The 26,253-nt window shown below is 38.7% G+C and carries 24 protein-coding genes; 19 read left to right on the top strand and 5 right to left on the bottom strand.

Translation table 11 applies throughout. The features are described from left to right. The first annotated feature begins 1,025 nt into the window (after window positions 1-1,025). The 7 genes from AVFI_RS20480 (at window position 1,026) to purF (ending at window position 8,478) form a co-directional block, all read left to right on the top strand. Entirely contained in the window at window positions 1,026-2,516 is a 1,491-nt protein-coding gene (locus AVFI_RS20480; RefSeq protein ID WP_373367043.1) for a FimV/HubP family polar landmark protein, read from the top strand. 86 nt (window positions 2,517-2,602) lie between these two features. Then, window positions 2,603-3,391, top strand: coding sequence for a tRNA pseudouridine(38-40) synthase TruA (gene truA, locus AVFI_RS09035; protein ID WP_054775343.1), 789 nt, complete (start codon window positions 2,603-2,605; stop codon window positions 3,389-3,391). A 152-nt stretch (window positions 3,392-3,543) separates the two neighbouring features. After that, window positions 3,544-4,428 (top strand): acetyl-CoA carboxylase, carboxyltransferase subunit beta, encoded by an 885-nt coding sequence (accD, locus tag AVFI_RS09030; RefSeq protein ID WP_005420025.1) that lies wholly within the window; start codon window positions 3,544-3,546, stop codon window positions 4,426-4,428. A 100-nt stretch (window positions 4,429-4,528) separates the two neighbouring features. Further along, a complete protein-coding gene (gene folC, locus AVFI_RS09025; RefSeq protein WP_054775344.1) occupies window positions 4,529-5,809 on the top strand; it encodes a bifunctional tetrahydrofolate synthase/dihydrofolate synthase in 1,281 nt (426 codons plus the stop codon). Window positions 5,810-5,818: 9 nt separating this feature from the next. Beyond that, a complete protein-coding gene (locus tag AVFI_RS09020; protein WP_188863426.1) occupies window positions 5,819-6,376 on the top strand; it encodes an SPOR domain-containing protein in 558 nt (185 codons plus the stop codon). Window positions 6,377-6,437: 61 nt separating this feature from the next. Then, window positions 6,438-6,929 carry a colicin V production protein gene (cvpA, locus tag AVFI_RS09015; RefSeq protein WP_005420022.1) on the top strand — a complete coding sequence of 164 codons (492 nt, stop codon included), beginning with the start codon at window positions 6,438-6,440 and terminating at the stop codon, window positions 6,927-6,929. 34 nt (window positions 6,930-6,963) lie between these two features. Next, the gene (gene purF / locus AVFI_RS09010; RefSeq protein ID WP_012533916.1) at window positions 6,964-8,478 is read left to right on the top strand and encodes an amidophosphoribosyltransferase; all 1,515 of its coding nucleotides are present in this window, start codon (window positions 6,964-6,966) and stop codon (window positions 8,476-8,478) included. 59 nt (window positions 8,479-8,537) lie between these two features. Here the strand turns inward: purF and AVFI_RS09005 are convergent, their stop codons facing one another. Next, the gene (locus tag AVFI_RS09005) at window positions 8,538-9,413 is read right to left on the bottom strand and encodes a LysR family transcriptional regulator (protein WP_005420019.1); all 876 of its coding nucleotides are present in this window, start codon (window positions 9,411-9,413) and stop codon (window positions 8,538-8,540) included. A gap of 241 nt (window positions 9,414-9,654) precedes the next feature. On the opposite strand from AVFI_RS09005, the gene AVFI_RS09000 reads away from it, so the two are divergent. The 6 genes from AVFI_RS09000 to recR all read left to right on the top strand — a co-directional run bounded on the left by AVFI_RS09000 (window position 9,655) and on the right by recR (window position 15,251). Further along, the gene (locus tag AVFI_RS09000; protein ID WP_155652509.1) at window positions 9,655-10,767 is read left to right on the top strand and encodes a response regulator; all 1,113 of its coding nucleotides are present in this window, start codon (window positions 9,655-9,657) and stop codon (window positions 10,765-10,767) included. A 62-nt stretch (window positions 10,768-10,829) separates the two neighbouring features. Continuing rightward, on the top strand, window positions 10,830-11,198 hold the full coding sequence (locus AVFI_RS08995; RefSeq protein ID WP_081304237.1) for a YbaN family protein: 369 nt from the start codon (window positions 10,830-10,832) through the stop codon (window positions 11,196-11,198). Window positions 11,199-11,327: 129 nt separating this feature from the next. Next, on the top strand, window positions 11,328-11,873 hold the full coding sequence (gene apt, locus AVFI_RS08990) for an adenine phosphoribosyltransferase (protein WP_005420014.1): 546 nt from the start codon (window positions 11,328-11,330) through the stop codon (window positions 11,871-11,873). Window positions 11,874-11,976: 103 nt separating this feature from the next. Then, window positions 11,977-14,106, top strand: coding sequence for a DNA polymerase III subunit gamma/tau (gene dnaX, locus AVFI_RS08985; protein WP_199414889.1), 2,130 nt, complete (start codon window positions 11,977-11,979; stop codon window positions 14,104-14,106). A 105-nt stretch (window positions 14,107-14,211) separates the two neighbouring features. After that, entirely contained in the window at window positions 14,212-14,547 is a 336-nt protein-coding gene (locus AVFI_RS08980) for a YbaB/EbfC family nucleoid-associated protein (RefSeq protein ID WP_005420010.1), read from the top strand. Between the two features lie 101 nt (window positions 14,548-14,648). Continuing rightward, window positions 14,649-15,251, top strand: a complete 603-nt coding sequence (gene recR, locus AVFI_RS08975) for a recombination mediator RecR (RefSeq protein ID WP_011262239.1) — start codon at window positions 14,649-14,651, stop codon at window positions 15,249-15,251. On the opposite strand, the gene rrtA is transcribed toward recR, so the two are convergent. Continuing rightward, window positions 15,223-15,786 carry a rhombosortase gene (rrtA, locus tag AVFI_RS08970; protein WP_188863425.1) on the bottom strand — a complete coding sequence of 188 codons (564 nt, stop codon included), beginning with the start codon at window positions 15,784-15,786 and terminating at the stop codon, window positions 15,223-15,225. The two genes, recR and rrtA, sit on opposite strands and share 29 nt — an antisense overlap. A 13-nt stretch (window positions 15,787-15,799) precedes the next feature. Here rrtA and AVFI_RS08965 point away from each other — a divergent pair, with 13 nt between their 5' ends. Continuing rightward, on the top strand, window positions 15,800-16,423 hold the full coding sequence (locus AVFI_RS08965) for a tRNA-uridine aminocarboxypropyltransferase (RefSeq protein ID WP_065624113.1): 624 nt from the start codon (window positions 15,800-15,802) through the stop codon (window positions 16,421-16,423). Window positions 16,424-16,483: 60 nt separating this feature from the next. Here the strand turns inward: AVFI_RS08965 and AVFI_RS08960 are convergent, their stop codons facing one another. After that, complete coding sequence (locus AVFI_RS08960; RefSeq protein ID WP_005420001.1) at window positions 16,484-17,830, bottom strand: anti-phage deoxyguanosine triphosphatase; 1,347 nt, start codon at window positions 17,828-17,830, stop codon at window positions 16,484-16,486. 236 nt (window positions 17,831-18,066) lie between these two features. On the opposite strand from AVFI_RS08960, the gene AVFI_RS08955 reads away from it, so the two are divergent. From AVFI_RS08955 to AVFI_RS08945, 3 genes are all read left to right on the top strand, one after another. Next, the gene (locus AVFI_RS08955) at window positions 18,067-19,464 is read left to right on the top strand and encodes a coniferyl aldehyde dehydrogenase (RefSeq protein ID WP_054775346.1); all 1,398 of its coding nucleotides are present in this window, start codon (window positions 18,067-18,069) and stop codon (window positions 19,462-19,464) included. A gap of 94 nt (window positions 19,465-19,558) precedes the next feature. Continuing rightward, window positions 19,559-20,431 (top strand): DMT family transporter, encoded by an 873-nt coding sequence (locus AVFI_RS08950; RefSeq protein ID WP_005419994.1) that lies wholly within the window; start codon window positions 19,559-19,561, stop codon window positions 20,429-20,431. 177 nt (window positions 20,432-20,608) lie between these two features. Then, window positions 20,609-21,913: a hypothetical protein gene (locus tag AVFI_RS08945; protein WP_188863424.1), complete on the top strand. Its 1,305-nt coding sequence runs from the start codon at window positions 20,609-20,611 to the stop codon at window positions 21,911-21,913. Between the two features lie 59 nt (window positions 21,914-21,972). Here AVFI_RS08945 and AVFI_RS08940 read toward each other — a convergent pair whose 3' ends face one another. Continuing rightward, the gene (locus AVFI_RS08940; protein ID WP_054775347.1) at window positions 21,973-23,121 is read right to left on the bottom strand and encodes an iron-containing alcohol dehydrogenase; all 1,149 of its coding nucleotides are present in this window, start codon (window positions 23,119-23,121) and stop codon (window positions 21,973-21,975) included. A gap of 192 nt (window positions 23,122-23,313) precedes the next feature. Here AVFI_RS08940 and AVFI_RS08935 point away from each other — a divergent pair, with 192 nt between their 5' ends. After that, window positions 23,314-24,198 (top strand): AraC family transcriptional regulator, encoded by an 885-nt coding sequence (locus AVFI_RS08935; RefSeq protein ID WP_069582482.1) that lies wholly within the window; start codon window positions 23,314-23,316, stop codon window positions 24,196-24,198. 48 nt (window positions 24,199-24,246) lie between these two features. Next, window positions 24,247-24,780: a dihydrofolate reductase family protein gene (locus tag AVFI_RS08930; RefSeq protein WP_054775348.1), complete on the top strand. Its 534-nt coding sequence runs from the start codon at window positions 24,247-24,249 to the stop codon at window positions 24,778-24,780. 60 nt (window positions 24,781-24,840) lie between these two features. Here AVFI_RS08930 and AVFI_RS08925 read toward each other — a convergent pair whose 3' ends face one another. Further along, window positions 24,841-26,055 carry a pyridoxal phosphate-dependent aminotransferase gene (locus tag AVFI_RS08925; protein ID WP_005419982.1) on the bottom strand — a complete coding sequence of 405 codons (1,215 nt, stop codon included), beginning with the start codon at window positions 26,053-26,055 and terminating at the stop codon, window positions 24,841-24,843. Window positions 26,056-26,253: the final 198 nt, after the last annotated feature.

The raw sequence follows: 26,253 nt of genomic DNA, 5'->3' as shown, positions 1-26,253 counted from the left end.
GGGATCTTGATGAAAATGAAGAAACTAAGCTTGCACCAGAAACTGAAAAAGTAGAAGCAAAAACAGACTCACTTGAAGATGAGTTGGATTTTGATGAACTGCTTTCTGGTATGGCTGACGAAGAGTCAGAAAAAGAATCGGTTGTTGAAGATGATATTGATTTAGATTCAGAAGACGAAAGTACGGCATTACTTGATGAACTATTAGACGAATCTGATGATGAAACAGAAGATGAGTTCGATTTAGAAGATAACAGTACTGCTTTATTAGATGAGTTAATTGATGAATCTGATGAAGAGCAAGGCGATGATCTAGATATTGATGCTGATAGCACTGCTTTACTTGATGAGCTGTTAGATGATGAAGAACTTGATGATGAAGATGACATCACATTAGAAGAAGATAGCACAGCTCTACTTGATGAGTTATTAGCTGATGATGATGAAAAGAGTGATAACTTTGAGTTAGATGAAGACAGTACCGCTCTTTTAGATGAACTTATTGGTGATGACGCTGATGAGGAAAATGAAACTCTGGGAAAGACTGGCGTTGATGCTGAAGTTGACGGTGTAGCAGCATCAGAAGCGCTTTCTGAAGACACCCCTAGAGATGAAGATTGGTTAATTGAAGATGATGAAGAAGACGAAGATGACATTCCTTTGTTTGAATCAGAGCCAGAAAATGAGCACGTTTCTGAGCTAGATTCAAAAGAGGATGAAATTACATCTGAAACTGATTTATTAGAATCAACAGAACCTCAAGTACAAGAAGATGAATTAGCTGAATCGGTATCTGAATCTGACATTTTAAAAGAGTTTGAAGAAGACGATCTTGATTCACTGCTAGCTGATGATGAAAGCTTGCTTGATTTAGAGGAAGAGTCTGCTGATCTTGACGCATTAAATGAAGATGAAGCGCTGAATGAAGAAAGTGAAGATGCATTCTCATTCGACGAAGAACTTGAGTCTGAAGAAGTAGAAGAAACAGACGTTTCTGAACTTGCAGAGCTAACAGAACCTGAAGTGATGGCAGAAGATGTTACTGAAGAAACAGTAACTCCTGAAGTTGAAAGCACAGAAGCTCTTGAAGAAGACGATCTTGATGAAGCAACGCTTGATTCGCTGTTAGCTGATGATGAAAGCCTACTTGATTTAGAGGAAGAGTCAGTTGATCTTGACGTATTAAATGAAGGTGAAGCGCTGAATGAAGAAAGCAAAGATGCATTCTCATTCGACGAAGAGCTTGAGTCAGAAGTAGAAGAAACAGACGTTTCTGAACTTGAAGAGTCAACAGAATCTGAAGTAATAGCAGAAGATACTGTTGAAGAATCGGTGACATCTGATGTTGAAAATACTGAAGCTCTTGAAGAAAATACGCTTAATGAAGATGATCTTGATTCGCTGTTAGCTGATGATGAAAGTCTACTTGATTTAGACGAAGAGTCAGTTGATCTTGACGTATTAAATGAAGGTGAAGCGCTGAATGAAGCAAGCAAAGATGCATTCTCATTCGATGAAGAACTTGAGTCTGAAGTAGAAGAAACAGACGTTTCTGAACTTGCAGAGCCAATAGAACCTGAAGTAATGGCAGAAGATGTTACTGAAGAAACAGTAACTCCTGATGTTGAAAGCACAGAAGTTCTTGAAGAAGATGATCTTGATGAAGCAACGTTTGATTCGCTGTTAGCAGATGATGAAAACCTACTTGACTTAGACGAAGAGTCAGTTGAACTTACAGAATTAACTGACGATGAAGATGATAATGATTTTTCTCTAGATGATTTTGTAGAACAAAACGCTACAGACTTTAGTCAAAAGAGTGAAGAAGAGAACTCTTTATCTGAACTAGATGTAGATAGTGACGAAGAAGAGCAAGATACAAAGTTTGACGGATTGTCTATTGAAGATGCATTAGCGGCTTTAGGTGATGATGACAATGAAATCGATGATTCTGCGTTTAACCTTGATTCAACTGAGGAAGAAACAGAAATCACTCCATCTCGTGAAGAGTTTAATTTTACTTCGCAAGTATCTGATGAAGAGAAAGAAGCATTAACTCATCTAGATAGCGCTGGCTTAGATATCGACAGTATGCTTGAAGACGGTGGCAGTGATTGGAGTGGTTTTAGTCTTGATGGACATTCTAATACAGAATCAGCTCTTGAAGATGAAGATTGGTCAGAACAACCTAATGTTGAAAATGATCCGCATGGCGAAAATCGTTTTTTAAGCATTGAAGCATTGATTGCCGAAACTGAAAAGGGCGATAAAAATGACTTTGAAGAAGAAGATTTAAATCTAGATGTAGGCTTGGATGAATTTCCAGACATGCTAGGCAACGTTGCAGAACATGATGTTGATGTAAACAGCGATGCTCAAAGTAAACTAGATTTAGCAAAAGCATACATTGAAATGTCTGATGATAAAGGCGCTTTAGAGTTGCTTGAGGACGTTCTTCGTAGTGATGATGTTTCCTTAAAAATCGAAGCTGAAAAATTAATGAAACAAGTCGGCTAACTTAAGAAACAATATTAAAAAGGCGGTGGCAGTGAGCTCCGCCTTTTTTTATAATGACGTCTAATTGAATTAAAAGAAAAGAAATCATGCGAATAGCTCTATGTATTGAATATGATGGTGCCGAATATTACGGTTGGCAACGTCAAAGAGATGTAAACAGTGTCCAAGAAGAACTGGAAAAAGCATTAACGATCGTTGCTAATGAGCCTATTGAGGTTCACTGTGCAGGTCGAACGGATGCTGGCGTTCACGGTACAGGACAAGTCGTGCACTTTGATACAACAAGTTCTCGCAAATTGGCCGCGTGGATGATGGGGGCGAATGCGAACTTACCAAAGAACATTGCTGTTCGTTGGGCAAAAGAGGTAAACGAGGATTTTCATGCTCGTTTTACTGCTACAGCTCGTCGTTATCGCTATATCATCTATAATAACCGTTTACGTCCTGCAATTTTAGGGCATGGTGTTAGCCACTATCATGATGCGCTAGATGCAAATTTAATGCATGAAGCTGGTCAATATTTATTAGGCGAAAATGATTTTACGTCATTTCGTGCCGTTCACTGTCAATCACGTTCACCGTGGCGCAACTTAATGCACCTCAAAGTCACTCGTTACGGTGATTTTATTGTAATTGATATTAAAGCGAATGCCTTTGTTCACCACATGGTGCGTAACATTACAGGCAGCTTAATTGAAGTAGGCAAAGGAAAACAAAAACCAGAATGGATTAAATGGTTACTAGAAGCTAAAGACCGAAAATTGGCTGGAGCTACGGCTAAAGCTGAAGGTTTGTATCTTGTGGATGTAGATTATCCGTTAGAGTGGGAATTACCACGAGTACCACTAGGTCCTTTATTTCTGGATAATGATTGATTTATCACTACGAAAAGTAGAGATGGATTCAATATTGAAAATAGGTACAACCAGTTTTTTATCTACACTGGCGGATATTTATGGTTTAATCTATTTAATTGAATTTTATTCTCTTGCGATGGTGCGAGAGATCACTAATAGAAAGGTCGTCCATGAGTTGGCTTGAAAAGATTTTTAATACAAGCAATATTGTTAGTTCACGTAAAGCATCGATCCCTGAAGGGGTTTGGACGAAATGTACGTCATGTGAACAAGTTCTTTATTCAGCAGAATTAGAGCGTAACCTAGAAGTGTGTCCAAAATGTGACCACCATATGCGAATGAAAGCTCGTAAGCGTCTTGAAACATTCTTAGATGCAGAAGGTCGTGTTGAAATTGGTGCTGAATTAGAACCAAAAGATGTTTTAAAGTTTAAAGATTCAAAACGTTATAAAGATCGTATCTCTGCTGCACAAAAATCAAGTGATGAAACAGATGCTCTAGTGGTAATGAAAGGTACTCTATTAGAATTACCGGTTGTTGCATGTGCATTTGAATTCTCATTTATGGGTGGTTCAATGGGTTCTGTTGTTGGCGCTCGCTTTGTTAAAGCGGTAGATGCTGCAATTGAAAATAACTGTCCTCTTGTATGTTTCTCTGCAAGTGGTGGCGCACGTATGCAAGAGGCACTTATGTCTCTAATGCAAATGGCAAAAACAAGTGCTGCTCTAGCTCGTTTGTCTCGTAAAGGCCTACCATTTTTCTCTGTACTAACCGACCCAACAATGGGTGGTGTGTCAGCAAGTTTAGCAATGCTAGGTGATATCAATATCGGTGAACCAAAAGCGTTAATCGGTTTTGCTGGCCGTCGTGTTATTGAGCAAACTGTACGTGAAGATCTTCCTGAAGGTTTCCAACGTAGTGAATTCTTGCTTGAACATGGTGCCATTGACATGATTGTTGATCGTCGTGAAATGCGTCAACGTATCGGTGGGTTAATGGCTAAAATGACGAATCAAGAGTCACCATTAGTTGTTCCTGTTGATGGTTCGCACTAAGAATTAAATCAAATGGGACCAAGGTTGTTAGTTCTTACTTTAAAACAGCAACCTAAGTCATATATACTGTCACTATATTCGTTAGTGAAGTAGTTGAATTATGACAACATTTGATTCTCCGAAAGCCACATCTGATTTGTCGATGTGGCTTCGTTATTTAGAAAGCATTCATACCAGTGCAATAGATTTAGGTTTAGACCGTGTTCAGCGTGTTGCACAACGAGCAAAATTAACTAAACCAGCACCAACGGTAATCACAGTTGCAGGAACGAACGGTAAAGGTTCAACCTGTGCATTAATGGAATCTATTTTAATTAATGCCGGTTATCGTGTTGGCGTTTATAGTTCCCCTCATCTTATTCGTTACAACGAACGTATTCGTATTAATGGTAACGATCTATCTGATTCTCTTATTTCCCAGTCTTTTGCTGCTATTGAAGCATGGCGTAAAGATATTTCACTTAGTCTTTTTGAATTCGGTACGCTTTCCGCTCTTTGGGCTTTTAAAGCGCATCAAGTTGATGTGGTTTTGCTTGAAGTTGGTCTTGGTGGACGTTTAGATGCGACGAATGTTGTTGATCATGATGTATCAATTATTACAAGCTTAGCTGTCGATCACGTTGATTGGTTAGGTGACGATATCGAAGTCATTGGTTTTGAAAAGGCGGGTATTTTTCGTTCAGAAAAACCAGCTATTTGTGGTCAACCTAATCCACCCTCAAGTGTTGCTGCCCATGCTGATGATATTAATGCTGATTTATATCAGGTTGGTTATCAATTTGATTATAACGTGCATGCAGATACTCAAACGTGGTCGTGGAAGAGTGGGGCATTTGATTTAGATAATTTACCATTACCTAATTTACCACTAGCGAATGCAGCGACGGCCATTATGGCTTTAGGTGTTTCAGGATTAGAATTGAGTGATATTAATATTGTTGAAGGTTTAAAATCAGCAACGTTACCTGGAAGAATGCAGCGATTAACTCGCGGTAACTCTGAATTTGAGCCAACGATTATACTTGATGTTGCGCATAACCCACATTCAGCGCACTATCTTGTACAGCAAGTAAGACAGCGTTTCCCAAATAAGAAAATCCATGCAGTAGTAGGGATGTTACATGATAAAGACATTAAATCTACCTTAGGCGAGTTCACGAGAGTGATTGATGTTTGGTATCCTGCATCGCTATCAGGACCAAGAGCGGCTAATGCAAGTGAATTAACCGCCGTTTTATCAAAAGAAATAACAGAATATTCATCACCTGTTGATGCTTTTAAAGTAGCATTACAACAGGCTGAAAATGATGATTTAATTTTAGTCTTCGGATCATTCCATACGGTCGGTGAAGTATGGGATTACTGGAAAAAAGAAGCATGAGGAACATGAGTGTCTAGTCCATTTCAACGACGTTTAGTCGGAACCATAATATTGGTTGCTATTGGGGTAATTGTTTTACCTGATCTATTTGATGGTAAGAAAAAACATTACCAAGAAGAGTTTGCAAGTATTCCAATTAAGCCTGAGCTTTCTAAAGATGTAGAGCAATTTGAGATTCAAGAGCCGGTTGATTTTGATGCGGAACTTCCAGATGAACCTGTCGAAGTAACTATTGAATCTTCACCTACTGAGCCTGAAAAGGAAGCGTTGACGATTGTTGAGAAAAAACAACCACAACCTTCTAAAGTGGATTATGCAAAAAGCGCATGGATCATTCAGCTTGGTGTATTTAGAAATGCAGATAACGCAAAAAATCTTGCTCTTAAGTTACGTAAGCAAGGTTACCAAGCGCATACTTTCCCTAAAGATCCACAACCAGGTGATTTAGTTCGAGTTGCTGTTGGTCCAGATGTTTCTAAACCTGATCTAGAAAAGCAACTGCCAAAATTAAAAGAAATAACTGGCTTAAATGGTCAATTGCTCAAATTTACACCACTAAACCCATAAGAAAACGTTTGCGTAGCGGATTTTTCTGTTAAAATGCGCAGCAACAGAGAAAAGATAAATTATGATTTGGATCGATTTTGTCATTTTAGGCGTTATTAGCCTGTCAGCTTTAATCAGTTTGATTAGAGGTTTTGTAAAAGAAGCGTTGTCTTTGGTTATTTGGTTTGGTGCATTTTTTATTGCCAGCAACTTTTATCCAAAACTAGCGGTTTACTTTACAAATATTCATGACGAAATGATAAGAAATGGCAGTGCAATAGCTGCCTTGTTTGTGGCAACCTTAATTGTTGGTGCGGTTGTTAACTACGTAGTAGGTCAATTAGTACAAAAAACAGGGTTGTCAGGAACCGATAGGATTTTAGGGATTGTCTTTGGAGGATTAAGAGGTGTGCTAATCATAGCAGCTGTTTTATTCTTTATTGATGCCTTTACTTCTTTATCAGATTCAGAGTGGTGGAAGCAATCACAATTAATACCGCAATTTTCGGTAGTAATTGAGTGGTTCTTCGATTACTTAAAGGATACATCAAGTTTTCTTCCTGGCGCTAAATAGCGCCAGTTTTTTAGCAAATTGAGGACTCTAGGACATGTGCGGTATTGTTGGAATCGTGGGCGCAACACCAGTAAACCAGTCAATCTATGACGCTTTAACAGTGCTACAACATCGTGGCCAAGATGCTGCTGGTATTATTACCATAGAAAGCAATCGTTTCCGTCTGAGAAAGGCGAACGGTTTGGTGAAGGATGTATTTGAAACAAAACACATGCAACGCCTACAAGGTAACGTTGGTATTGGTCATGTTCGATACCCTACAGCAGGTAGTTCTAGTGCCTCAGAAGCGCAACCTTTCTATGTTAACTCTCCATTTGGTATCACCCTCGCGCATAACGGTAACTTAACCAATGCTAACGAAATCCGTGAGACTTTATTTGAACAAGAACGTCGTCATGTTAATACAACTTCAGATTCAGAAGTGTTATTAAATATTTTTGCGCACCATCTTGATGAATCAAAAAATTACCCATTAACTCAAGAAGATATTTTTAAAACAGTCACTAAAGTTCACGAGCAAATTCGTGGTGCTTATGCGGTAACCGCAATGATTATTGGACACGGTATGGTTGCATTCCGAGACCCAAATGGTATTCGCCCATTATGTCTAGGTAAACGCGAAGTTGAAGGCCGTACAGAATATATGGTGGCTTCAGAGTCTGTAGCTTTAGATGCTGTCGGTTTCGATTTTGTTCGTGATGTTGCACCTGGTGAAGCAATTTATGCTCCATTTGAAGGTGGGCTATATACACAACAATGTGCACATGAACCTAAACTAAACCCATGTATTTTTGAGTTTGTTTACTTTGCTCGCCCTGATTCTTTTATCGATAAAATTTCGGTATACAGTGCTCGAGTTGAAATGGGCAAGCGTTTGGGTGAAAAAATTAAACGTGAATGGGAAGATCTTGATATTGATGTGGTACTGCCGATCCCTGAAACATCGTGTGATATCGCATTAGAAATCGCACAAATTATTAATAAACCTTACCGTCAAGGTTTTGTTAAGAACCGTTATGTAGGCCGTACTTTTATCATGCCAGGTCAACAAGAGCGTAAGAAATCAGTTCGTCGTAAATTGAATGCTATTCGTTCAGAATTTAAAGATAAAAACGTTTTATTAGTTGATGACTCTATTGTGCGTGGAACAACCTCAGAGCAGATTATTGAAATGGCTCGTGATTCTGGTGCTAAGAACGTTTATATGGTGTCAGCGGCCCCTGAGATTCGTTTCCCTAACGTATATGGCATCGATATGCCAAGTGCAAATGAATTGATTGCACATGGTCGTGAAGTGGATGAGATCTGTAAGGCTATTGGTGCTGATGCTCTTATTTTCCAAGATCTTTCGGACTTAGTTGATGCGGTTGGTTGTGGTAACAGAGAGATTGAGAAATTTGAAACATCGGTTTTCAATGCGCATTATGTTACGGGTGATGTTGATCAAAATTACTTAGAGTACTTAGAAAGCCTACGTAATGATGATGCAAAACAAGATAACGAAGCACAAAATGTAGCAAGTCTCGACATTTATAACGAAGAGATTTAATTTTTCGTTCAGAATAAAAAAAGCCTGTGATTTCACAGGCTTTTTTTGTATGTAATACATTAATCAGGAATGTGATTACTTACAAAATCAATAAACAGACGTACTTTTTCAGGTTGATGATCTTTGTAGTTGTATATCATGTAAATATCACGAGGGTTAGCAGACCAATCACTTAGAACTCGAATAAGCGAACCTTCCTCTAGGTATTGGCTGATCATGATATCTGGCATTAAGGTAATACCCAATCCATTTGAACACGCCATACGAATTACATTTAGTTCACTTGCTTCAAAACGTCCAGCATCGGTAATTGTAACTGATTCACCATCTCTGTTGGTTAAGCGCCAACGCATTAAAGGGTTGCCTTTCAATAGACTGTGTTTATGCAGTTCTTGCGCATGAGTTGGTTCAGAATTTTTTTCTAAGTAAGTTGGACTTGCAACTAAAATATCTTCCAAAGAGCCAATTTGACGAGCAATAAGAGAAGAATCTCGCTGCTTACCAACGCGGAAAATAATATCCCAATCAGTAGGGTCAAGTTGCTCGGGTTGATTGCTCATGGTTAAGTTGATGCTAATATCAGGATAAAGCAGCATAAACTTATTCAAAATGGGTTGGATCATGCGTTTAGTTAGGTTTGAAGGGGCTGCAATCTTTAGCTTTCCTGCTGCACCACGACATTCTTCACCTAGATATTCACTGGTGTTTACCAATGTCGCTAGAATAGGGGCACATTCATCGTAAAACTTTTGACCAGCTTCAGTAAGAGATAATTTCCTAGCATGACGGTTGAGTAAGCGAATATCTAAAGAATCTTCTAAAGCTTGAATCCGACGAGTAATTGTCGCAACAGGAATTAGGGTTTTTCTTGAAGCTGCAGTATAGCTGCCATTTTCAACCACTTGTCGAAACAAATTTAAATCATCTAATTTCATTATATTAAGATACTCTCCGTTCTTTAGAGCGCTAAAGTGTAACAAAAATGCGTGAATTGGTGTTGTTATAAGTCAACTAAAATGAAAATCTGTAAATAAAAGTCCAAATTCACGGCTAATTTAGCATTTTATTAATAATGATAGCTAAAATTATTTGTGCTCGCTTGGATCTCGAACTAAATTTATTTTAGATAATAAAAATAATAGGTATTGAATTTGGGTGCGTGCAGAGGGTAGTCGTATGTCAGTGTCAGTAGAGCAGGCAACAAGAAGAAAGGAAGGAGAGGGGAACACTCCTGTAGAAGATCTATTAAAAAACAAAGATATTTTAATTGTTGATGATGATCCAATCTTTCGCTCAATGATAAGAGCGGTCTTAGAAACATATTCGTGCAATGTTAAAGAAGCGAACAACGGCCTTGAAGGTTTACAAATGCTTAAGCATTCTTTACCTGATGTATTGCTGTGTGATTTAGCCATGCCTATTTTGAATGGCATCGAATTTGTAGAGGAAGCAGTATTGGAATACCCAATGCTTCCAATCATTGTTATTTCAGGTAGCGGTGATATGCAAGATGTCGCTAAGGTGTTGCGTCTTGGAGCAAAAGATTTTCTGGTTAAACCAATTAGTGATGTATCAATTTTAATTAAATCGCTCTCTTCAGCATTAAAGCTAAGTGAAGAAAGTTCGTTAAGAATGCAAGATTTTTCTAGTCAGTGGTTCAGAACGTCAGAGCTTGATAAAAGCTGTAATGATGAACTGCATTGGCATTTAGAGTATTTACAAGAAGAGCCTAATGTTGGTCGAGAATTATTGTTTGAGTTATTGCCAGAGAGTGAAGCTCAGCATGCTAACTGGAAATTAAGTTATCGTTTATTGCAGTCAACCGATGGTATGCCTTTAATCTTTGATTATGAATGGTTATTGGATGGTCGTTTATTTTTCTATCTTGTTGATTCCGATTCAGGTGGAGAAAACGGTGTTATTTCTTGTTTATTAATTAGAGCGTTCTTTAATGATTTTATTCGAGACCAACAGATGTCAACGAATACGATTTCTGCAATGGTTGCATCAATAGAAAAAGGCATGAGTACAATGGAGAATAGCCAAGCTATGTCGGGCGTTTTTGGTTATGTGGATTTGTCCGAGCAAGCGGTTTTTATTTTATCAGCTGGTCTTGATGCGATCTGGGAGAGTAATAATCAACGTAATGTGCTCCGGGCAAATAATCAATTAACGATTAATGCGTCAAGTAACCAAGTCCATCGTTTTTCTGTGAAAGAAGGAGCGAATAGCCTTTCATTAAATAATGTAGGGTGCAGCAGCTTTAAGTTAGAATTGACATCGTTTTAGAATTGATTAAAGTCGATGCTTGTTTACATTCTGGTTAACTTTTTGATTATTTAGAGGCTGATTTGCATTTTACCCGTAGAGTATTTTGGTTTGTTACTGGATTAACATCGCTTATTCTAGGTTTAATCGGTGTTATTCTGCCACTTTTACCAACCACGCCTTTCTTGTTATTAGCCAGTGCATGTTTTATGAAAGCATCGCCGCGAGTGAACCATTGGTTGATCACTCATCCATCTTTAGGCCCTCCGATTGTGGAGTGGCAAGAGAAAAAAACGATTAAAAAATCAATAAAGAAAAAAGCCTTCTTTTTGATAATACTAAGTTTTGTTATTTCAATTGCTCTTGCTCCACTTTTATGGGTAAAAATAGGTCTATTTTGTTTTGCTATTGTGCTTTTGGTCTGTTTTTCAAGGATTCCTACCTCGGGGTAGATTTGTATTAACTCTTTGATCAACTACGCACCTTGTTTGGTAATACTTGCTCATGGATAAGAAAGTGAATACCATTGCTCGGTTAATTTATTTTTAAGCCCGAATAGAGGCAAAGCAGGTCAAATAACCATGTCTACAGAAACACTAACACTGATTAAGAACAGTATTAAATCAATTCCTGATTACCCTAAAGCTGGCATTATGTTCCGTGATGTAACAAGCTTAATGGAAGACCCAAAAGCATACCAAGCAACAATTCAACTATTAGTTGAAAAGTATAAGCAAGGCGGTTTTACTAAAATCGTTGGTACAGAAGCTCGTGGTTTCTTATTTGGTGCGCCATTAGCATTAGAGTTAGGTGTTGGCTTTGTTCCTGTTCGTAAACCAGGTAAATTGCCTCGTCCAACAATCGCACAAACTTACGATTTAGAGTACGGTACGGATACATTAGAAATTCATACTGATGCGATCGTTGAAGGTGACAAGGTGCTTGTTGTTGATGACCTATTAGCAACAGGTGGAACGATTGAAGCAACGGTAAAACTGATCCGCCAACTTGGTGGTGAAGTTGAGCATGCCGCATTTGTTATTAATCTTCCAGAAATTGGTGGCGAAGCACGTTTAGAAGGCCTAGGTCTAAACGTATACAGCATTTGTGAGTTTGCTGGTCACTAATTCTTCATATACACAGTTAATTACGTGAGATCTCTCTATCAAGGAAGATCTCATTTTTTTGCTGTGCTACGATTTAGAACTATTTTATTTTGGGCTGTATTCTATGAGCTATCAAGTATTGGCACGGAAGTGGCGACCACATCATTTTAAAGATGTTGTTGGCCAACCTCATGTGCTTACTGCGTTGGAAAACGCACTTGACCATAATCGACTTCATCACGCTTATCTATTTAGCGGAACACGTGGTGTGGGTAAAACCACGATTGCGCGTTTATTTGCTAAAGGTTTGAACTGTGAAGAAGGGATCACATCAACACCGTGTGGTGTGTGTTCTACATGTAAAGAAATCGACGAAGGACGTTTTGTTGATTTACTTGAAATCGATGCTGCTTCTAGAACGAAAGTGGAAGATACACGTGAACTATTAGATAACGTTCAATACAAGCCTGCGCGTGGTCGCTTTAAGGTTTATTTGATCGATGAAGTTCATATGTTATCACGCCACAGTTTCAATGCCTTATTAAAGACATTGGAAGAGCCGCCTGAATACGTAAAATTCTTACTAGCAACAACGGATCCACAGAAGCTACCTGTAACGATCCTTTCTCGCTGTTTACAGTTTCACCTTAAGCACATCAGTGTGGACCAAATTCATGAGCAGTTAGACTTTGTTCTTGATAAAGAAGAAGTCTCAAAAGAAGCTCGAGCTCTTGGGCTTATTGCTCATGCCGCTGACGGTAGTATGCGTGATGCATTAAGTTTAACCGATCAAGCTATTGCGCTTGGTAACGGTTCAGTGACGGCTGAAATTGTATCGGCAATGCTCGGAACCTTAGATACCGATCAGGCAATTCGTATTCTAGAGGCGATCAGCACTAAGAATATGCAGACACTCATGAATTGCGTAAATGATCTTGCCGATATTGGTGTTGAATGGGATGGATTAGCGAAAGAGTTAGCTAATCAGCTTCATAAATTAGCTATGTATCAAGCGTTGCCTGCAACTCTAGATAAAACACAGCCAGATGCTGAACGTATTGAGCTTTTAAGTACACAATTATCTCCTCAAGAAGTGCAATTGTTTTATCAAATTGTACTGCAAAGCCGTAAAGACTTGCCATTAGCTCCAAATGAGCGAACCGGTGCTGAGATGATGTTATTGAGAATGGTAGCATTCCGTCCCGTACACGCTCAGGCATTAGAAGCACAGCCAATTGCGGTGCCATCAACAGAACCTCAAGCAATCAATACGGCACCAAGAGTGCAGCAACAAGCCCCTTCAGTTACTGTTAATTTTGCACCTCAAGCACAGAGACCAATGACGCCTCAACAACGTCCAGCAATGTCTCAACAAACGCAGCAAGGTCATGCGCCTGCGAATGTACCACCAATGCATTCTGAGCAACCACCAATGTATGATGCGCCTCCTATGGGAACGCCGTCAGGTGAATCTGCGTCACAAGCACCTCAACAGTCTTCTTCAGCGCAGCCTCCTATGCAAGAGACGCCAGCCCCACGAAGTGGACTATTAGGTGTTCGTAACCAATTGCGTAGTGCAAAAAACAATTTAACCAATACAGGTACTGGCTCAAAAAAGGCTAGTGCGGCATCCGATAAGAAAAAAACGAGTTCAGTGTTAGAGCGTATTGCTGAAAAGCAACATTTAGCGCCTCGTGCTCAGGTGTCGCAAATTGGAAATTCCGCAACACAAGAGAAAAAACCAGAAGAGCCGTATCGCTGGAAATCAACTCAACCAGAAATGAAAAAAGTGGTGAGTGATGTTACTCCAACGAAACTAAAACAAGCGCTAGAGCATGAAAAAACGCCTGAAATGGTGAAATTGCTTGTTGAAGAGTCATCAAAACAAGATACTTGGTCTGCTTTAGCAATGTCATTAACATTACCAAAGTTAGTACAGCAGCTTGTTTTAAATTCAGCATTTGTTGAGCAAGATAACCAAGTTAAGTTACATTTACGAGCAGCTCAATCGCATTTAAATGGCGACAAAGCTAATGAGCTGATCACTCAAGCTCTAGCACAAACATTAAATCGAGAAGTGACGGTAACCATCGATATTAGTGATGAAGGCACAACACCTTTAGAGCTGCGTGAGCAAATGTATCAAACCAAATTGCAAACGGCTTATCAGAGTTTGCAGCAAGATCCACACGTCAATTTCTTTATTCAGAGATTTGGGGCAGAGATGGATCAAGAAAGTGTGAGACCTATTTAACATAAGCGTTCATACAATCTAATTTAAAATTTAGAGTGGGTTGAAAACAAAAATTTAACCCCCATTTTTTTAGTAACAAAGAAGTAAACTTAAGAGAGAATAATTATGTTCGGTGGTAAAGGCGGCATGGGCAACTTGATGAAGCAAGCCCAGCAAATGCAAGATCGCATGCAGAAGATGCAAGAAGAAATCGCAAACATGGAAGTAACTGGTGAATCAGGTGCTGGTCTAGTTAAAGTAACTATCACTGGTTCTCATAGTGTTCGTCGTGTTGAAATCGATCCAAGCCTAATGGAAGAAGATGAAAAAGAAATGCTAGAAGATTTGATCGCAGCTGCGTTCAATGATGCATCTCGTCGCATTGAAGAAACACAAAAAGAAAAAATGGCAAGTGTAACTGGTGGAATGCAAATGCCACCGGGCTTTAAAATGCCATTCTAATTTATCTTTATGATAAAGCTGAGATTAATAACGCATTATTAATCTTGGAATAATTAGGCGGCTCAGTGGCTGCCTTTTTCTTTTTAGGAATATAAGAAACTATGCGAACCAGTGGTTTACTAGAACAATTAATGGAATCATTACGATGCTTACCTGGTGTCGGTCCAAAATCAGCTCAGCGAATGGCTTTCCACTTGCTTCAGCGTAATCGCCAAGGCGGAATGCAATTAGCTGATGCACTCTCTCAAGCGATGTCAGAGATTGGTCACTGCTCGGAATGTCGAACATTTACTGAGGAAGATACCTGCGCTATTTGTTTGAATCCAAAGCGTCAAGCAAGTGGTGAAATGTGTATTGTTGAAAGTCCTGCAGATATTGTTGCAGTAGAAGCAACAGGGCAGTTTTCTGGGCGTTACTTTGTACTAATGGGACATTTATCGCCACTGGATGGTATTGGTCCAAGCGATATTGGTTTAGATTTATTAGATCATCGTCTGAATCGTGGTGATATCAAAGAAGTTATTCTTGCAACTAACCCAACGGTTGAGGGGGAAGCAACGGCACACTATATTGCTGAGCTTTGCCAAGAGCACCAAGTACCTGCTAGTCGAATAGCACATGGTGTTCCAATGGGCGGTGAATTAGAATTAGTTGATGGTACAACGTTATCTCACTCTATTTTAGGCCGTCAGAAGCTTTATTAGTTTTGAGAAATAGAGCTGGAATTTGGAGTAGTCCGCCTGCGATTGCTCCAAATAGATGCGCTTCTGTTGCTACTTTTGCATTTATTAATGAGATGGTTGATGCACTGGCTCCAAAATAGTGCTCCCAACTGATTTTAGCAATTACACCTAGCAGTAGTAACCATCCGGTTTGACGTTTATTTTTTATGTCTTCGATGGCAGCCCAAACAAACAGCCCGTGTAATACGCCTGAGAGTCCAACATAAGCTTGTATTGGCGTAAAGAGTAGTGCTAGTCCAGTTAGTAAACTGATAGAAAACAGTAAAATCGATAATTTTTTAAGGGTAAGTAACTCTTTAAAAATATAACTAAAAAGGACGAGTGCAGCAGCATTCATTATTAAATGTGCTAGATTCGTATGGGTAAAGTTCCCTGTTACGATACGCCAAAGTTCGCCATGTTCTATCAGATAGCGATCCCATACCAATATATCCGATACCATACTAAATTGAGTAATACCAAGCCCAATTAGAATGGGAAGTAATAATTTAAACAAGTAAAGGTTCCTTGTGATTCGATTTTGTCTTCAATGTTTAAAAACAAAAAAAGCCTGTATATGTGAGTGGATCACACCCATTACCACGGATATTGAATTAATCATACTACAGCATCCAACAGAAGCTAAGCGCCCATTAGGAACAGCGAAAATTTTATCTTTAAGTTTGGCGAATTGTCGTACTTTTATCGGTGAGAATTTTTCAGAACATTCTGAGTTAAACCAATTATTAGCTGACGATAGCTATCATCATCAAGTGTTGTTTTTAGATAATGAAAGCCAAGCTATTGGTACAGATAAAGCTCTTCTTCAAAAGAAACAACGCGTTATTCTATTAGATGGTACGTGGAAAAAAGCATATAAAATGTGGCAGTTATCCACCAATTTGCATTCCTTACTTAAGGTGCATTTAAATACCGATTTATCTGGTAATTATCGAGTTCGTAAAGCGCCAAAAGACAATGCATTATCAACAGCGGAAGCGGGATACCACATTTTAACTCAGCTAGATAATGATTGTGTGGCGTCAAATAATGTTGAAAAATTTGATTCGATTTTAACGGCATTTGATAACATGATTGAGTTTCATATTAGCCAAATGCCAGAAGGTGTATTTGAGAAGAACTACCGTTCATAGCTTGTAATATACCAATCCAAGTAAGTAAATATTAATACTTATTTGAATTGGTATTGATTCTTAAATCGGAACAAAGAGTTGATTATATAAACGCTGAGCATAGCCATCGGTCATACCAGCGATATAATCAGCAATTACACGGTGTGCATTAGCACCAGATTCTTTCGCTTCTCTCCATTCTCTTTTGTCGTTTTCTGGTAACAAGCGTTCAGGATCTGAATTGAGAGCATCAAATATCTCCATGACTATTTGTTGGCCTTTATATTCAATACGCTGCATTTCAGAGTTGTGAATTACGAATTGACCAACAAACTTTTTCAATACTTCTAAGGCATAACTCATAGAAGGACTTAAAAAAGCATTCCAACGCAGCAATTCAGATTCAAATTCTGGTTCATCATTAAAGGTGGTCGGTTTAATGGTAATCGATGTTAATAGCGCATTTACGATACTGCCGATGCCGTCTTTACGTTGATACTGTAAGCCTGAAAATAGTTTATCGCTGATGGTTTCAATGTTGGCCTCAAACCACTCATCACCACATTCTGCTAATTTACTCGCGACTGATTCTTGCCACTGATTACGAGTAACAATTCCCATTACAATCGCATCTTCTAGGTCATGAACGCCATAAGCAATATCGTCAGCCAGTTCCATGATGGAACAATCTATAGATTTAAAGCGAGTTTTACGGTGTGTGTGTTGACTCTCTTGCTGAAAACGGAAAGTAGAAAATAGCGCTTTATCGACGTCCGATAGCGGTTTTAAAATCCAATTTAAAATATCTGCGTCATCACGATAAACCCCTTTGGGTGGATGCCAATCTATGGATTTTAAATGACGAACATTACTTACTTCTTGCGGGCGTTCTGTTGAATGAACTTGATCAAGAAATGCAGGGTATTTTAAAACCCCCAACAAGGTTCTTCTGGCTAAGTTCATACCGAAATGCTCAGTATAGGGTTCTAACTTGCTTAAAATTCGTAGAGTTTGCCCATTACCTTCAAAACCACCGTGATCACGCATCATATAATTTAGAGCGATTTCGCCACCATGACCAAAAGGTGGGTGGCCAATATCATGAGCCAAACAAATGCTTTCCATTAAGCTAGTTGAGGTTAAAAGGGCACGAAACTCAGGCTGTCTAAGCTTTAACTGTGCGACAACCCCTGTACCTATTTGAGAGACCTCAAGAGAATGGGTTAATCGAGTGCGATAAAAGTCATTGGCACTACCTGGGCCGTGCACTTGAGTTTTAGCTTGAAGGCGGCGAAAAGCGGCAGAGTGAAGAATACGAGCACGATCTCGTTGAAAAACGCTGCGCTGGTCATTACGACGTAACTTTTGTTCGTTGCTTATACGATCTTCCCAGTGAGGGGATAGAGTAATTTCATTCGTTTTATTCATTATTATTGTTCTCGAAGTTATTTCTACCTCTATATCATTACAGGCTTGCTACAAAAAGATCAATGGTTTATAGCAATTCTAGATATTAACTCGACATTATTTATGCGGATATCACTGAATTAATTTGCTTATATATCAGAGAATATAGAGCAAGAACACACAGTTATATTTGTATTATTTTGTTCATGTATACGGATTGTTATAATGAAAACCACTTTGTTGAATGGAATAACAATATGAGTAGTGTTGCTAATTTGCTAGATCAATTTGAACAGCTTAAACACGCGTATCAAGCATCGCCGAATTCATCAAAAGATGAGCGATTGTTGCTGCTTGGCCAATTAAAACAGGCTTTATTATCTGAAAAAGAAAATATAACGAGCGCATTAGAAAAAGATTATGGATATCGAAGTCATTTTGACTCCACTGTTTGTGATTTAATGCCGTCAATTCAGCATATTAATTACACGACCAAACGTTTATCAAAGTGGTTAAAACCCCAAAAACGAAGTGCTGGTTTATTGCTTTCTCCATCAAGATTACAAGTCGTTTACCAACCTTTAGGCGTGATAGGTGTTATTGTTCCTTGGAATTTTCCAATCTATTTAAGTATAGCGCCAATTGTTACAGCTATCGCAGCAGGTAATAGAGTGATGGTGAAATTGAGTGAATATACGCCAGAAACCAATCAAGTACTTCGTCGAGTCTTTTCCGATTTATCTGAACATGTATGCATCATTGAAGGTGCCGCTGAGGTTGCTGCTGAATTCTCTCAGTTACCTTTTAATCACTTATTATTTACGGGCTCAACTCAAGTAGGAAAATTAGTTGCAAGTGCAGCAGCCAAAAATCTTACGCCTATTACGCTTGAACTTGGCGGGAAATCACCTGTTATTATCGCTGATGATGCGGATTTAATATCGGCGGTTGATGCCATTATGCTTGGAAAATCAATGAATGCAGGGCAAATATGCGTAGCACCTGATTATGTCTTCATTCCTAAAAATAAGGTCGAAAAGTTTATCTCTTTGTATGTTCGTCGATTTTCACAGGCATTCCCTGAAAAAAAAGGAAAACGCGAATATAGCCATATTATTAATCAAGCTCAGTATGAACGTTTAGAATCGTATCTTACGGATGCTAAAGAAAAAGGAGCGACGCTTACTTCGATAGAATGTGATGTTCAATCCGAAGGACGTTCGTTTTTGCCACACCTGCTTACTGACGTTAATGACGATATGCTAGTGATGCAAGAAGAGATATTTGGACCCATTTTACCCATCATTGGCTACGAGGCCATTGAAGAAGCATTTGATTATATTAAGCAGAGACCGAGACCATTAGCTCTGTATGTGATGTCTTCCGATAAGCTGTTAATTAAACAAATTATTGAAAGTACACACAGTGGTGGTGTGGCAATTAACGATACTATGATGCATGTTGCTGCTGATGACGCCCCATTTGGTGGAATCGGTGATTCTGGTATGGGAAGCTATCATGGCATAGAAGGTTTTATTACGTTTTCACATGCTAAAACCGTATTATCAACGCCAACGTGGTTGCCAAGAGCGCGGTTATTATTGAAGCATAAAAAGTCGATGCTTAAAGTATTAGGCTTAAAATTTATGAAATAGGCCAGTTAGTCGGCTTTTGTTGTGGTTTAGCAGTTGGCAAATGAGGGGAACAGTCGTATGATCTGCTTCCCTTTTTTAATGTGAATTGCCCTTTATGTCTCAACATCAACCGGTTCAAGGCGCTTCTTGGATGCTTACCGCGGGACTTGCTTTTGCGATAGTAAACAGTATTGCTCAATATGTAAGTATGAATTTTGGTCTTCCATCGACTATGGTTGCTTTGGTTCAATACGCTATTGCTTTGGTTGTTATTTTACCTTACCTACGAACATTGGGTCTTCGTAATTCACTTCGAACTGAACATTTTGGTATGCATGCTCTGCGTGTATTTTTATCAGTTATCGGCATTCAGTTATGGCTGTGGGCTCTCGCTTATCCTGTTCCTATTTGGCAAGGTATCGCTCTTTTGATGACATCTCCATTATTTGCAACCATAGGTTCTGGTCTATTTTTAAAAGAGAAAGTAGGAGCGGCTCGTTGGTTTGCGACTTTAGCGGGTTTTGTTGGTGCAATGATCATTCTAGAGCCATGGTCTGATAGCTTTACATGGGCCACATTATTGCCTGTTGGTGCGGCTTTCTTTTGGGCTTGTTATTCGTTAATGGTGAAGAAAATGTCATCAAACGATTCACCATCGACCATGGTTGTGTATTTATTGGTTCTGATTACGCCATTTAATATTTTATTAGCGCTACCTGAATGGCAAACCCCAAGTGGTATGAATGTGTGGTTATTGCTGTTTTGTGCTGGTGTAATGACAGCATTAGCGCAATGGGCAATTGTAAAAGCGTATTCGGTTGCCGATGCTTCATTTGTTCAACCTTTTGATCATGCAAAATTGCCATTAAATGTGTTAGCTGGTTGGATGGTATTTGGATGGGTTCCACCTGGTCGTTTATGGTTAGGTGCTGCTATTATTATTGCTTCTGTTGCGTTTATTACACAATGGGAACGCAAGAAGAAATAATCTTTATTGATAGAATTAAAATAAACCGTACCAATTTAATTGGTGCGGTTTTTTTATTTAAAATTAATCAAATTGGTATAAATGCTTAATTATTTGCATTTTGAATATTATCTCTATGACCTTCGAAAAATAATTAAATAGGCTAATGATGCGACTTAATAATATTAAGGATTAATTATGAATCGAACCATTATTACAGCATCAACTATGCTTTCCCTTGCTCTTTTTTCTAATGTTGCCACTGCCGATGAATATCGAAATGGGCACCGTGTTGCTTTAGAGGGAGATCCTAATATTGGTTATCCTCAAGTGTGTATTCGAATAAATCGAAAAGCTAATCGAATTCCCCTATTAGAAACTTATCAACAATTTCAACACGATTACCCTGATGACAATATCGTTCAATTATTAGAAAGAATGGTTCAATGGGCTGATTCTGGAGCGGTTGGACATACATGGGTGGATCTTTTTTATAAAGATGATGAAGGAAAAGTTCAGTTTGATGGATATGGATTTGGTAGCGATGGCAACCAAGCCAGTCGAGAATTTAGTTTTCAAAAGTGTGTTCATATTGAAGATAAAAACTATCAACAAATAAAGCAGGATATAGCGGAAAAAGAAGAGGCGCTATATGTTGAGAGTAAAGAGATCGCCAAGCTATTTTTAGGAATAGGAAAAGATTGGAATGGTGGTAAATATACGCTGTATGGAAACTGTGCTTGGTTTGCGGGTAATTTATTTAATTCAATCGTACCAAAAAATGACAATGTTAATTTTGCACAAGCCTTTGACTGGAATACGGTTGTACCAAAATGGTACCCATTAAGTAAATATAAAGATTTGCCTGATCCAGGGTATATAGCTGAAAGTATTTCAAGAACCGTGAATGGGGCAGGGTGGCATGATAATGAAGGCAGTGGTTATGGAAAGCTCACGGGTGATACCTTCATTACCGCCGATGAAAATGGTTTATTAAGCGGCCCTCGTAATATTTCTGATTACTATCCAGAACTGGGCGAGGATGCAAACTTTATTTCTGCGGGCTATTATTCTGAGTCTCAAGATAAAATGCACTTTTTTACTTATAACTTAAAACAAGATAAAGAGATTATCGTAACGCCATATTCTTCAGATGTGACTTTTAAAAATATAGATCAAAAATTTGTTGCAGCGTTCCATCATCCTAATGATGACAATATTGGTATGGTTGTGACTGAAAATGGGCATATTTTATTAACAGATACATGGGAAGATACGGGAAATAAAGCGTTAGAAGCTTATGCAGGGGACATTACAGCGGCTTCAAATTATTTTGAAAACGGTAAGATTCTTATTTTGTTAAGACCGGATGGTGAGCAATATGATGATTATCAATCAGATGGTATCCGATTTATTAAATACGATGTTGAGCAGGATAAAGTTCTAACTGAGCCTGCACTAGCCGAGCATTTAACAGGCTTTGATTTCTTTAAACAACAATGAGTTAGTTTGTAAAATCATACTGACTCAGAACAGATTATTCTGAGTCAGCATTTAGAAAGTTATTTTACAGCGTCTTCAAGAATTTTACGTGATACATCAGGTGTAATTGCCTGATGTTCACCTAAAGCAACCATTCCGTGAGCTTCAAGCTGTTTGATAATGGCATCAATAGCAGATGCTTTATCATTACCATGCTCCGTTAACTCAGTTGGAGAGTTTAAGCTGTGGTAGAAGTTTTCAATTTCAATGATAGTACGTTCTGCTAAATCATCGGTATAAACAAGCCCAAATACATTCTTACCCATTTGTTCTAATTTAGCTCGTTTTGCTTCGATTTGATTACGAAGTAAAGACGGTTGAACGATAGATAAAGAGCGTGCGTGATCTACGTTATAAAGCGCTGTTAACTCATGACCAATCATATGTGTTGCCCAATCGTGAGGAACACCTGTACCAATCAAGCCATTTAGCGCTTGGTTAGCTGTCCACATTAGGTTTGAGCGCCACTCATTATTGTCACGGTTATCGTATTGAGCACCTAGAGTCAGTAAGTTGCGTAGTAGGGTTTCGGCATAGCCATCCTGTACCATTGCACCGGTTGGCATAGTTAAGTACTGCTCACAAGTATGAACCCAAGCATCAACAATCCCGTTAATTAATTGGCGTTCTGGTAATGTCTTCATTGAATCAGGATCAAGAACCGCAAATTTAGGTTGTACTGCTGAAGCCATGAAAGGCAGTTTGGTTTGTGTTGATTTTTGAGTAATCACAGCACCAGAGTTAGATTCAGAACCTGTAGCTGGCAAGGTTAAGATTGCACCAAGTGGAACGGCTTCTGTCACTGTGTGTTTACCAATTAAGATATCCCAACCATTACCGTCATATTTGGTTGCTGCTGCAACATATTTTGAGCCATCAATAACTGAGCCACCACCAACAGCAAGAATGTAATCTACGTTTTCTTCTTTAGCGATAGTGACCGCTTTGTCTAATGTTTCTACTGTTGGATTCGGTTCTACGCCTGAAAACTCAAGCCATGTATGATTGGATAAAGCCGCGACAACTTGATCGTAAACACCATTGTGCTTAATAGAACCACCACCATAAATGACAAGCACTTTTTGGTCTTGTGGAATAGATGTTGCGATAGCTTCGATTTGACCTTGGCCAAAATGGATTAGAGTAGGGTTAACGTAAGAGAATTTCATTGCTGTACCTCATTTCTTCCAAAAAGGATGCTCTATTTGCTAGAGCTTATTATTTCAATAAGTGCATATTAGTAGCTGATATTCGATCTATAAAGGCGAATTCCTGCTTTTTTATTGCCTATTTCTACAATTAAGCGTATTTTTTTAAATAGAATTGAATAGATGTGATCTTAATCAGATAAAGGATAATGAATGAAGTCTTTGGGCGAATTGATGCAAAGCTATGCGGATCATTGTGGGTTTAATGATCTTGAAGGTATTAAAGAAACCGCTATTCCTGGTGTGTGGTTTTATCGCAGTAGTAAAGGAAATCAACGTCAGCCTTTTGTTTATCAGTCAGGGATTATTGTCCTTGGTAAAGGTCATAAGAATATTTATATAGGTAATCAGCCGGTTCATTATGGCCCTGATGATTATTTAGTGGTGGGCGTGCCGATGCCATTAGAGTGCGAAGCATTCCCAGAAAATGGAGAGCCGTTGTTAGGTTTAAGTATTGATGTGGATTCCGCTTTGTTACATCGTTTAGTAAATGAACTAGAAGAAGCAAAGTTTCAACCTTGTATACAAACCTCTTCAGATGGCTTTGGACTAACATCCGTAAAAATGGCGAATGATATGTTGGAGAGCTGTAAGCGATTAATGGCGGCATTACATACAGATCTAGATACAAAAATGCTAGGAGAGGCATTATTGACTGAGATTGTGTATCGAGTGCTGACTGGACCAGAAGGTCACGTATTATTTAATTTAGCGCATCATGATAGCCAGTATGCTCGTGTTGCTAAAGCGATGAATAAGATGCATCAATCGTATGCAAATAGCTTAACTGTGCAAAATTTGGCGGAAGAAGCCAACATGAGTGTTTCTGCTTTTCACTCTGCATTTAGGAAAATCACGCTAGAGTCGCCATTGCAGTATTTAAAAAAAGTACGTTTGAATAAAGCAAAAGAGTTGATTCAATTAGAAGGTAAACGAGTGAATGACGCTGCTCATTTAGTTGGATATACCAGTACTTCTCAATTTAGTCGTGAGTTTAAGCGCCATTTTAATGTGACGCCTAAGGGCAGTATTGCGTAATAATTATTACCAAAGAATAGAGTAAATTTAGATATATCGGAGTTTTTAATGTCAAACAGTGTATTTATAGCGACAAGTTTAGATGGTTATATTGCAGATAAAAACGGAGGCCTTGATTGGCTACATGCGATTCCAAATCCAGATCAGAACTCTATGGGATTTATCGAACATTTTGAACGTATCGATGCCATGGTGATGGGGCGTAATACTTTGGATACGGTATTAAGTTTTGATGTTGAGTGGCCTTATTCAAAACCGGTTTTTGTTCTGAGTAATACCATGACCTCTGTACCTGAAGGGTATGAAGACAAAGTCTTTTTAGTTAAGGGTGAGTTGAAAGAGGTTCTTCATGAGATTCATGCCAAAGGCTTTAAAAACTTGTATATCGATGGTGGAGTGACTATTCAAAACTTCTTAAAAGAGGACTTGATTGATGAGCTTATTATTACCACTATACCCGTGCTGTTAGGTGGAGGCTCACCATTATTTGCTGGTTTAGAACAACCGCTAAACTTTAAGTTTGTGAAGAGCGAAACTTTCCTTAGTGCGATTGTTCAGAACCACTTTGTACGTGAGCGTTAATATTTATTGCATAAAAAAGCCTGCAAGTGAGCAGGCTTTTGAATTTTATAACAAGAACAATTATTGCTTGTAAGTGTGTAGGAAGCGCTCTAGGCGACCAATCGCGGTTTCTAGATCATCAACTCGTGGTAATGTCACGATACGGAAGTGATCAGGTGTTGGCCAGTTAAAGCCAGTTCCTTGAACTAGTAGAACCTTCTCTTTGATTAAGAAATCTAGCACAAACTTCTGATCATCTTTAATCTTGTACATCTTAGGATCAAGTTTAGGGAACAGATACATTGCACCTTTTGGTTTCACACAACTTACACCAGGAATTTGGGTGATGAGGTCATACGCTTTATCACGCTGTTCTAATAAACGACCACCTGGAAGCAGAAGTTCATTAATGCTTTGATAACCACCTAACGCTGTTTGAATCGCATGTTGCATCGGTACGTTTGCACATAAGCGCATTGAAGCAAGCATATCCAACCCAGCAATATAACCTTGAGCGTGATCTTTAGGACCGTTTAAGAACATCCAACCACCACGGAAACCACATACACGATAGGCTTTAGATAGGCCGTTGAATGTCACCGTTAAGATATCAGGTGCTAATGTTGCCAATGTAGTATGAACCGCACCGTCATAAAGTACTTTGTCATAAATTTCATCAGCAAAAATGATTAGGTTGTTTTGACGTGCAATTTCGACAACTTGCAGTAAGAAATCACGACTGTATACCGCACCTGTTGGGTTATTCGGGTTAATTAACACGATACCTTTAGTGTTTGGTGTGATTTTCTTTTTAATGTCGTCTAAATCTGGGTACCAATCTGCCCCTTCATCACACATGTAATGCACAGGTTTACCACCTGAAAGTGACACTGCCGCTGTCCATAATGGGTAATCAGGAGCAGGAACTAGCATCTCATCGCCATTATTTAACAATGCTTGCATTGCCATAACGATCAGCTCAGATGCACCATTACCGATGTAAACATCTTCTACGTCCAAATCTAATAGACCGCGACGTTGATAGTGCTGAACAACGGCTTTACGTGCTGAGTAAATGCCTTTTGAATCACAGTAACCTTGCGATGTTGGTAGATTTTTAATCACATCAACAAGGATTTCATCAGGGGCGTCAAAGCCAAATGGGGCTGGATTCCCAATATTTAACTTAAGAATTTTGTGGCCTTCTTCTTCCATTCGCTTAGCATGTTTAAGAACTGGACCACGGATGTCGTAGCATACACTGCTAAGTTTTGATGACATTCCAATATTTTGCATGGTGAAACCCTGATGATATAAAAACGATATAGATTCAAATTACACTATTTCTAATAGGCTGAGAACCAATTTTTAGAAAAAAATCATGTAAAAACATCTTCTGCCATATTTCTATCTAAAAATAGATAATTTCTCTTCTTTTAATTTCATCGCCTTTTTTGCGTGGCTTAAGAATTTTTTAGGTATTGCTTTTCTTGT

Source organism: Aliivibrio fischeri ATCC 7744 = JCM 18803 = DSM 507 (assembly GCF_023983475.1).
Taxonomy (GTDB): domain Bacteria; phylum Pseudomonadota; class Gammaproteobacteria; order Enterobacterales; family Vibrionaceae; genus Aliivibrio; species Aliivibrio fischeri.
Note: the sequence above shows the minus strand (reverse complement) of the source record. Positions and strands in the feature narration are given on the sequence as shown.

Excerpts from the sequence above, each read along its gene's own strand:
- AVFI_RS08935 (WP_069582482.1), top strand. The coding sequence starts at position 23,314 with ATGAAGTCTTTGGGCGAATTGATGCAAAGCTATGCGGATCATTGTGGG.
- AVFI_RS08930 (WP_054775348.1), top strand. The coding sequence starts at position 24,247 with ATGTCAAACAGTGTATTTATAGCGACAAGTTTAGATGGTTATATTGCA.
- AVFI_RS20480 (WP_373367043.1), top strand. The coding sequence starts at position 1,026 with ATGGCAGAAGATGTTACTGAAGAAACAGTAACTCCTGAAGTTGAAAGC.
- AVFI_RS08945 (WP_188863424.1), top strand. The coding sequence starts at position 20,609 with ATGAATCGAACCATTATTACAGCATCAACTATGCTTTCCCTTGCTCTT.
- cvpA (WP_005420022.1), top strand. The coding sequence starts at position 6,438 with ATGATTTGGATCGATTTTGTCATTTTAGGCGTTATTAGCCTGTCAGCT.
- accD (WP_005420025.1), top strand. The coding sequence starts at position 3,544 with ATGAGTTGGCTTGAAAAGATTTTTAATACAAGCAATATTGTTAGTTCA.
- AVFI_RS09000 (WP_155652509.1), top strand. The coding sequence starts at position 9,655 with ATGTCAGTGTCAGTAGAGCAGGCAACAAGAAGAAAGGAAGGAGAGGGG.
- AVFI_RS08980 (WP_005420010.1), top strand. The coding sequence starts at position 14,212 with ATGTTCGGTGGTAAAGGCGGCATGGGCAACTTGATGAAGCAAGCCCAG.
- AVFI_RS08950 (WP_005419994.1), top strand. The coding sequence starts at position 19,559 with ATGTCTCAACATCAACCGGTTCAAGGCGCTTCTTGGATGCTTACCGCG.
- folC (WP_054775344.1), top strand. The coding sequence starts at position 4,529 with ATGACAACATTTGATTCTCCGAAAGCCACATCTGATTTGTCGATGTGG.
- purF (WP_012533916.1), top strand. The coding sequence starts at position 6,964 with ATGTGCGGTATTGTTGGAATCGTGGGCGCAACACCAGTAAACCAGTCA.
- AVFI_RS08940 (WP_054775347.1), bottom strand. The coding sequence starts at position 23,121 with ATGAAATTCTCTTACGTTAACCCTACTCTAATCCATTTTGGCCAAGGT.
- AVFI_RS08925 (WP_005419982.1), bottom strand. The coding sequence starts at position 26,055 with ATGCAAAATATTGGAATGTCATCAAAACTTAGCAGTGTATGCTACGAC.
- AVFI_RS08955 (WP_054775346.1), top strand. The coding sequence starts at position 18,067 with ATGAGTAGTGTTGCTAATTTGCTAGATCAATTTGAACAGCTTAAACAC.
- recR (WP_011262239.1), top strand. The coding sequence starts at position 14,649 with ATGCGAACCAGTGGTTTACTAGAACAATTAATGGAATCATTACGATGC.
- AVFI_RS08960 (WP_005420001.1), bottom strand. The coding sequence starts at position 17,830 with ATGAATAAAACGAATGAAATTACTCTATCCCCTCACTGGGAAGATCGT.
- apt (WP_005420014.1), top strand. The coding sequence starts at position 11,328 with ATGTCTACAGAAACACTAACACTGATTAAGAACAGTATTAAATCAATT.
- dnaX (WP_199414889.1), top strand. The coding sequence starts at position 11,977 with ATGAGCTATCAAGTATTGGCACGGAAGTGGCGACCACATCATTTTAAA.
- truA (WP_054775343.1), top strand. The coding sequence starts at position 2,603 with ATGCGAATAGCTCTATGTATTGAATATGATGGTGCCGAATATTACGGT.
- AVFI_RS09005 (WP_005420019.1), bottom strand. The coding sequence starts at position 9,413 with ATGAAATTAGATGATTTAAATTTGTTTCGACAAGTGGTTGAAAATGGC.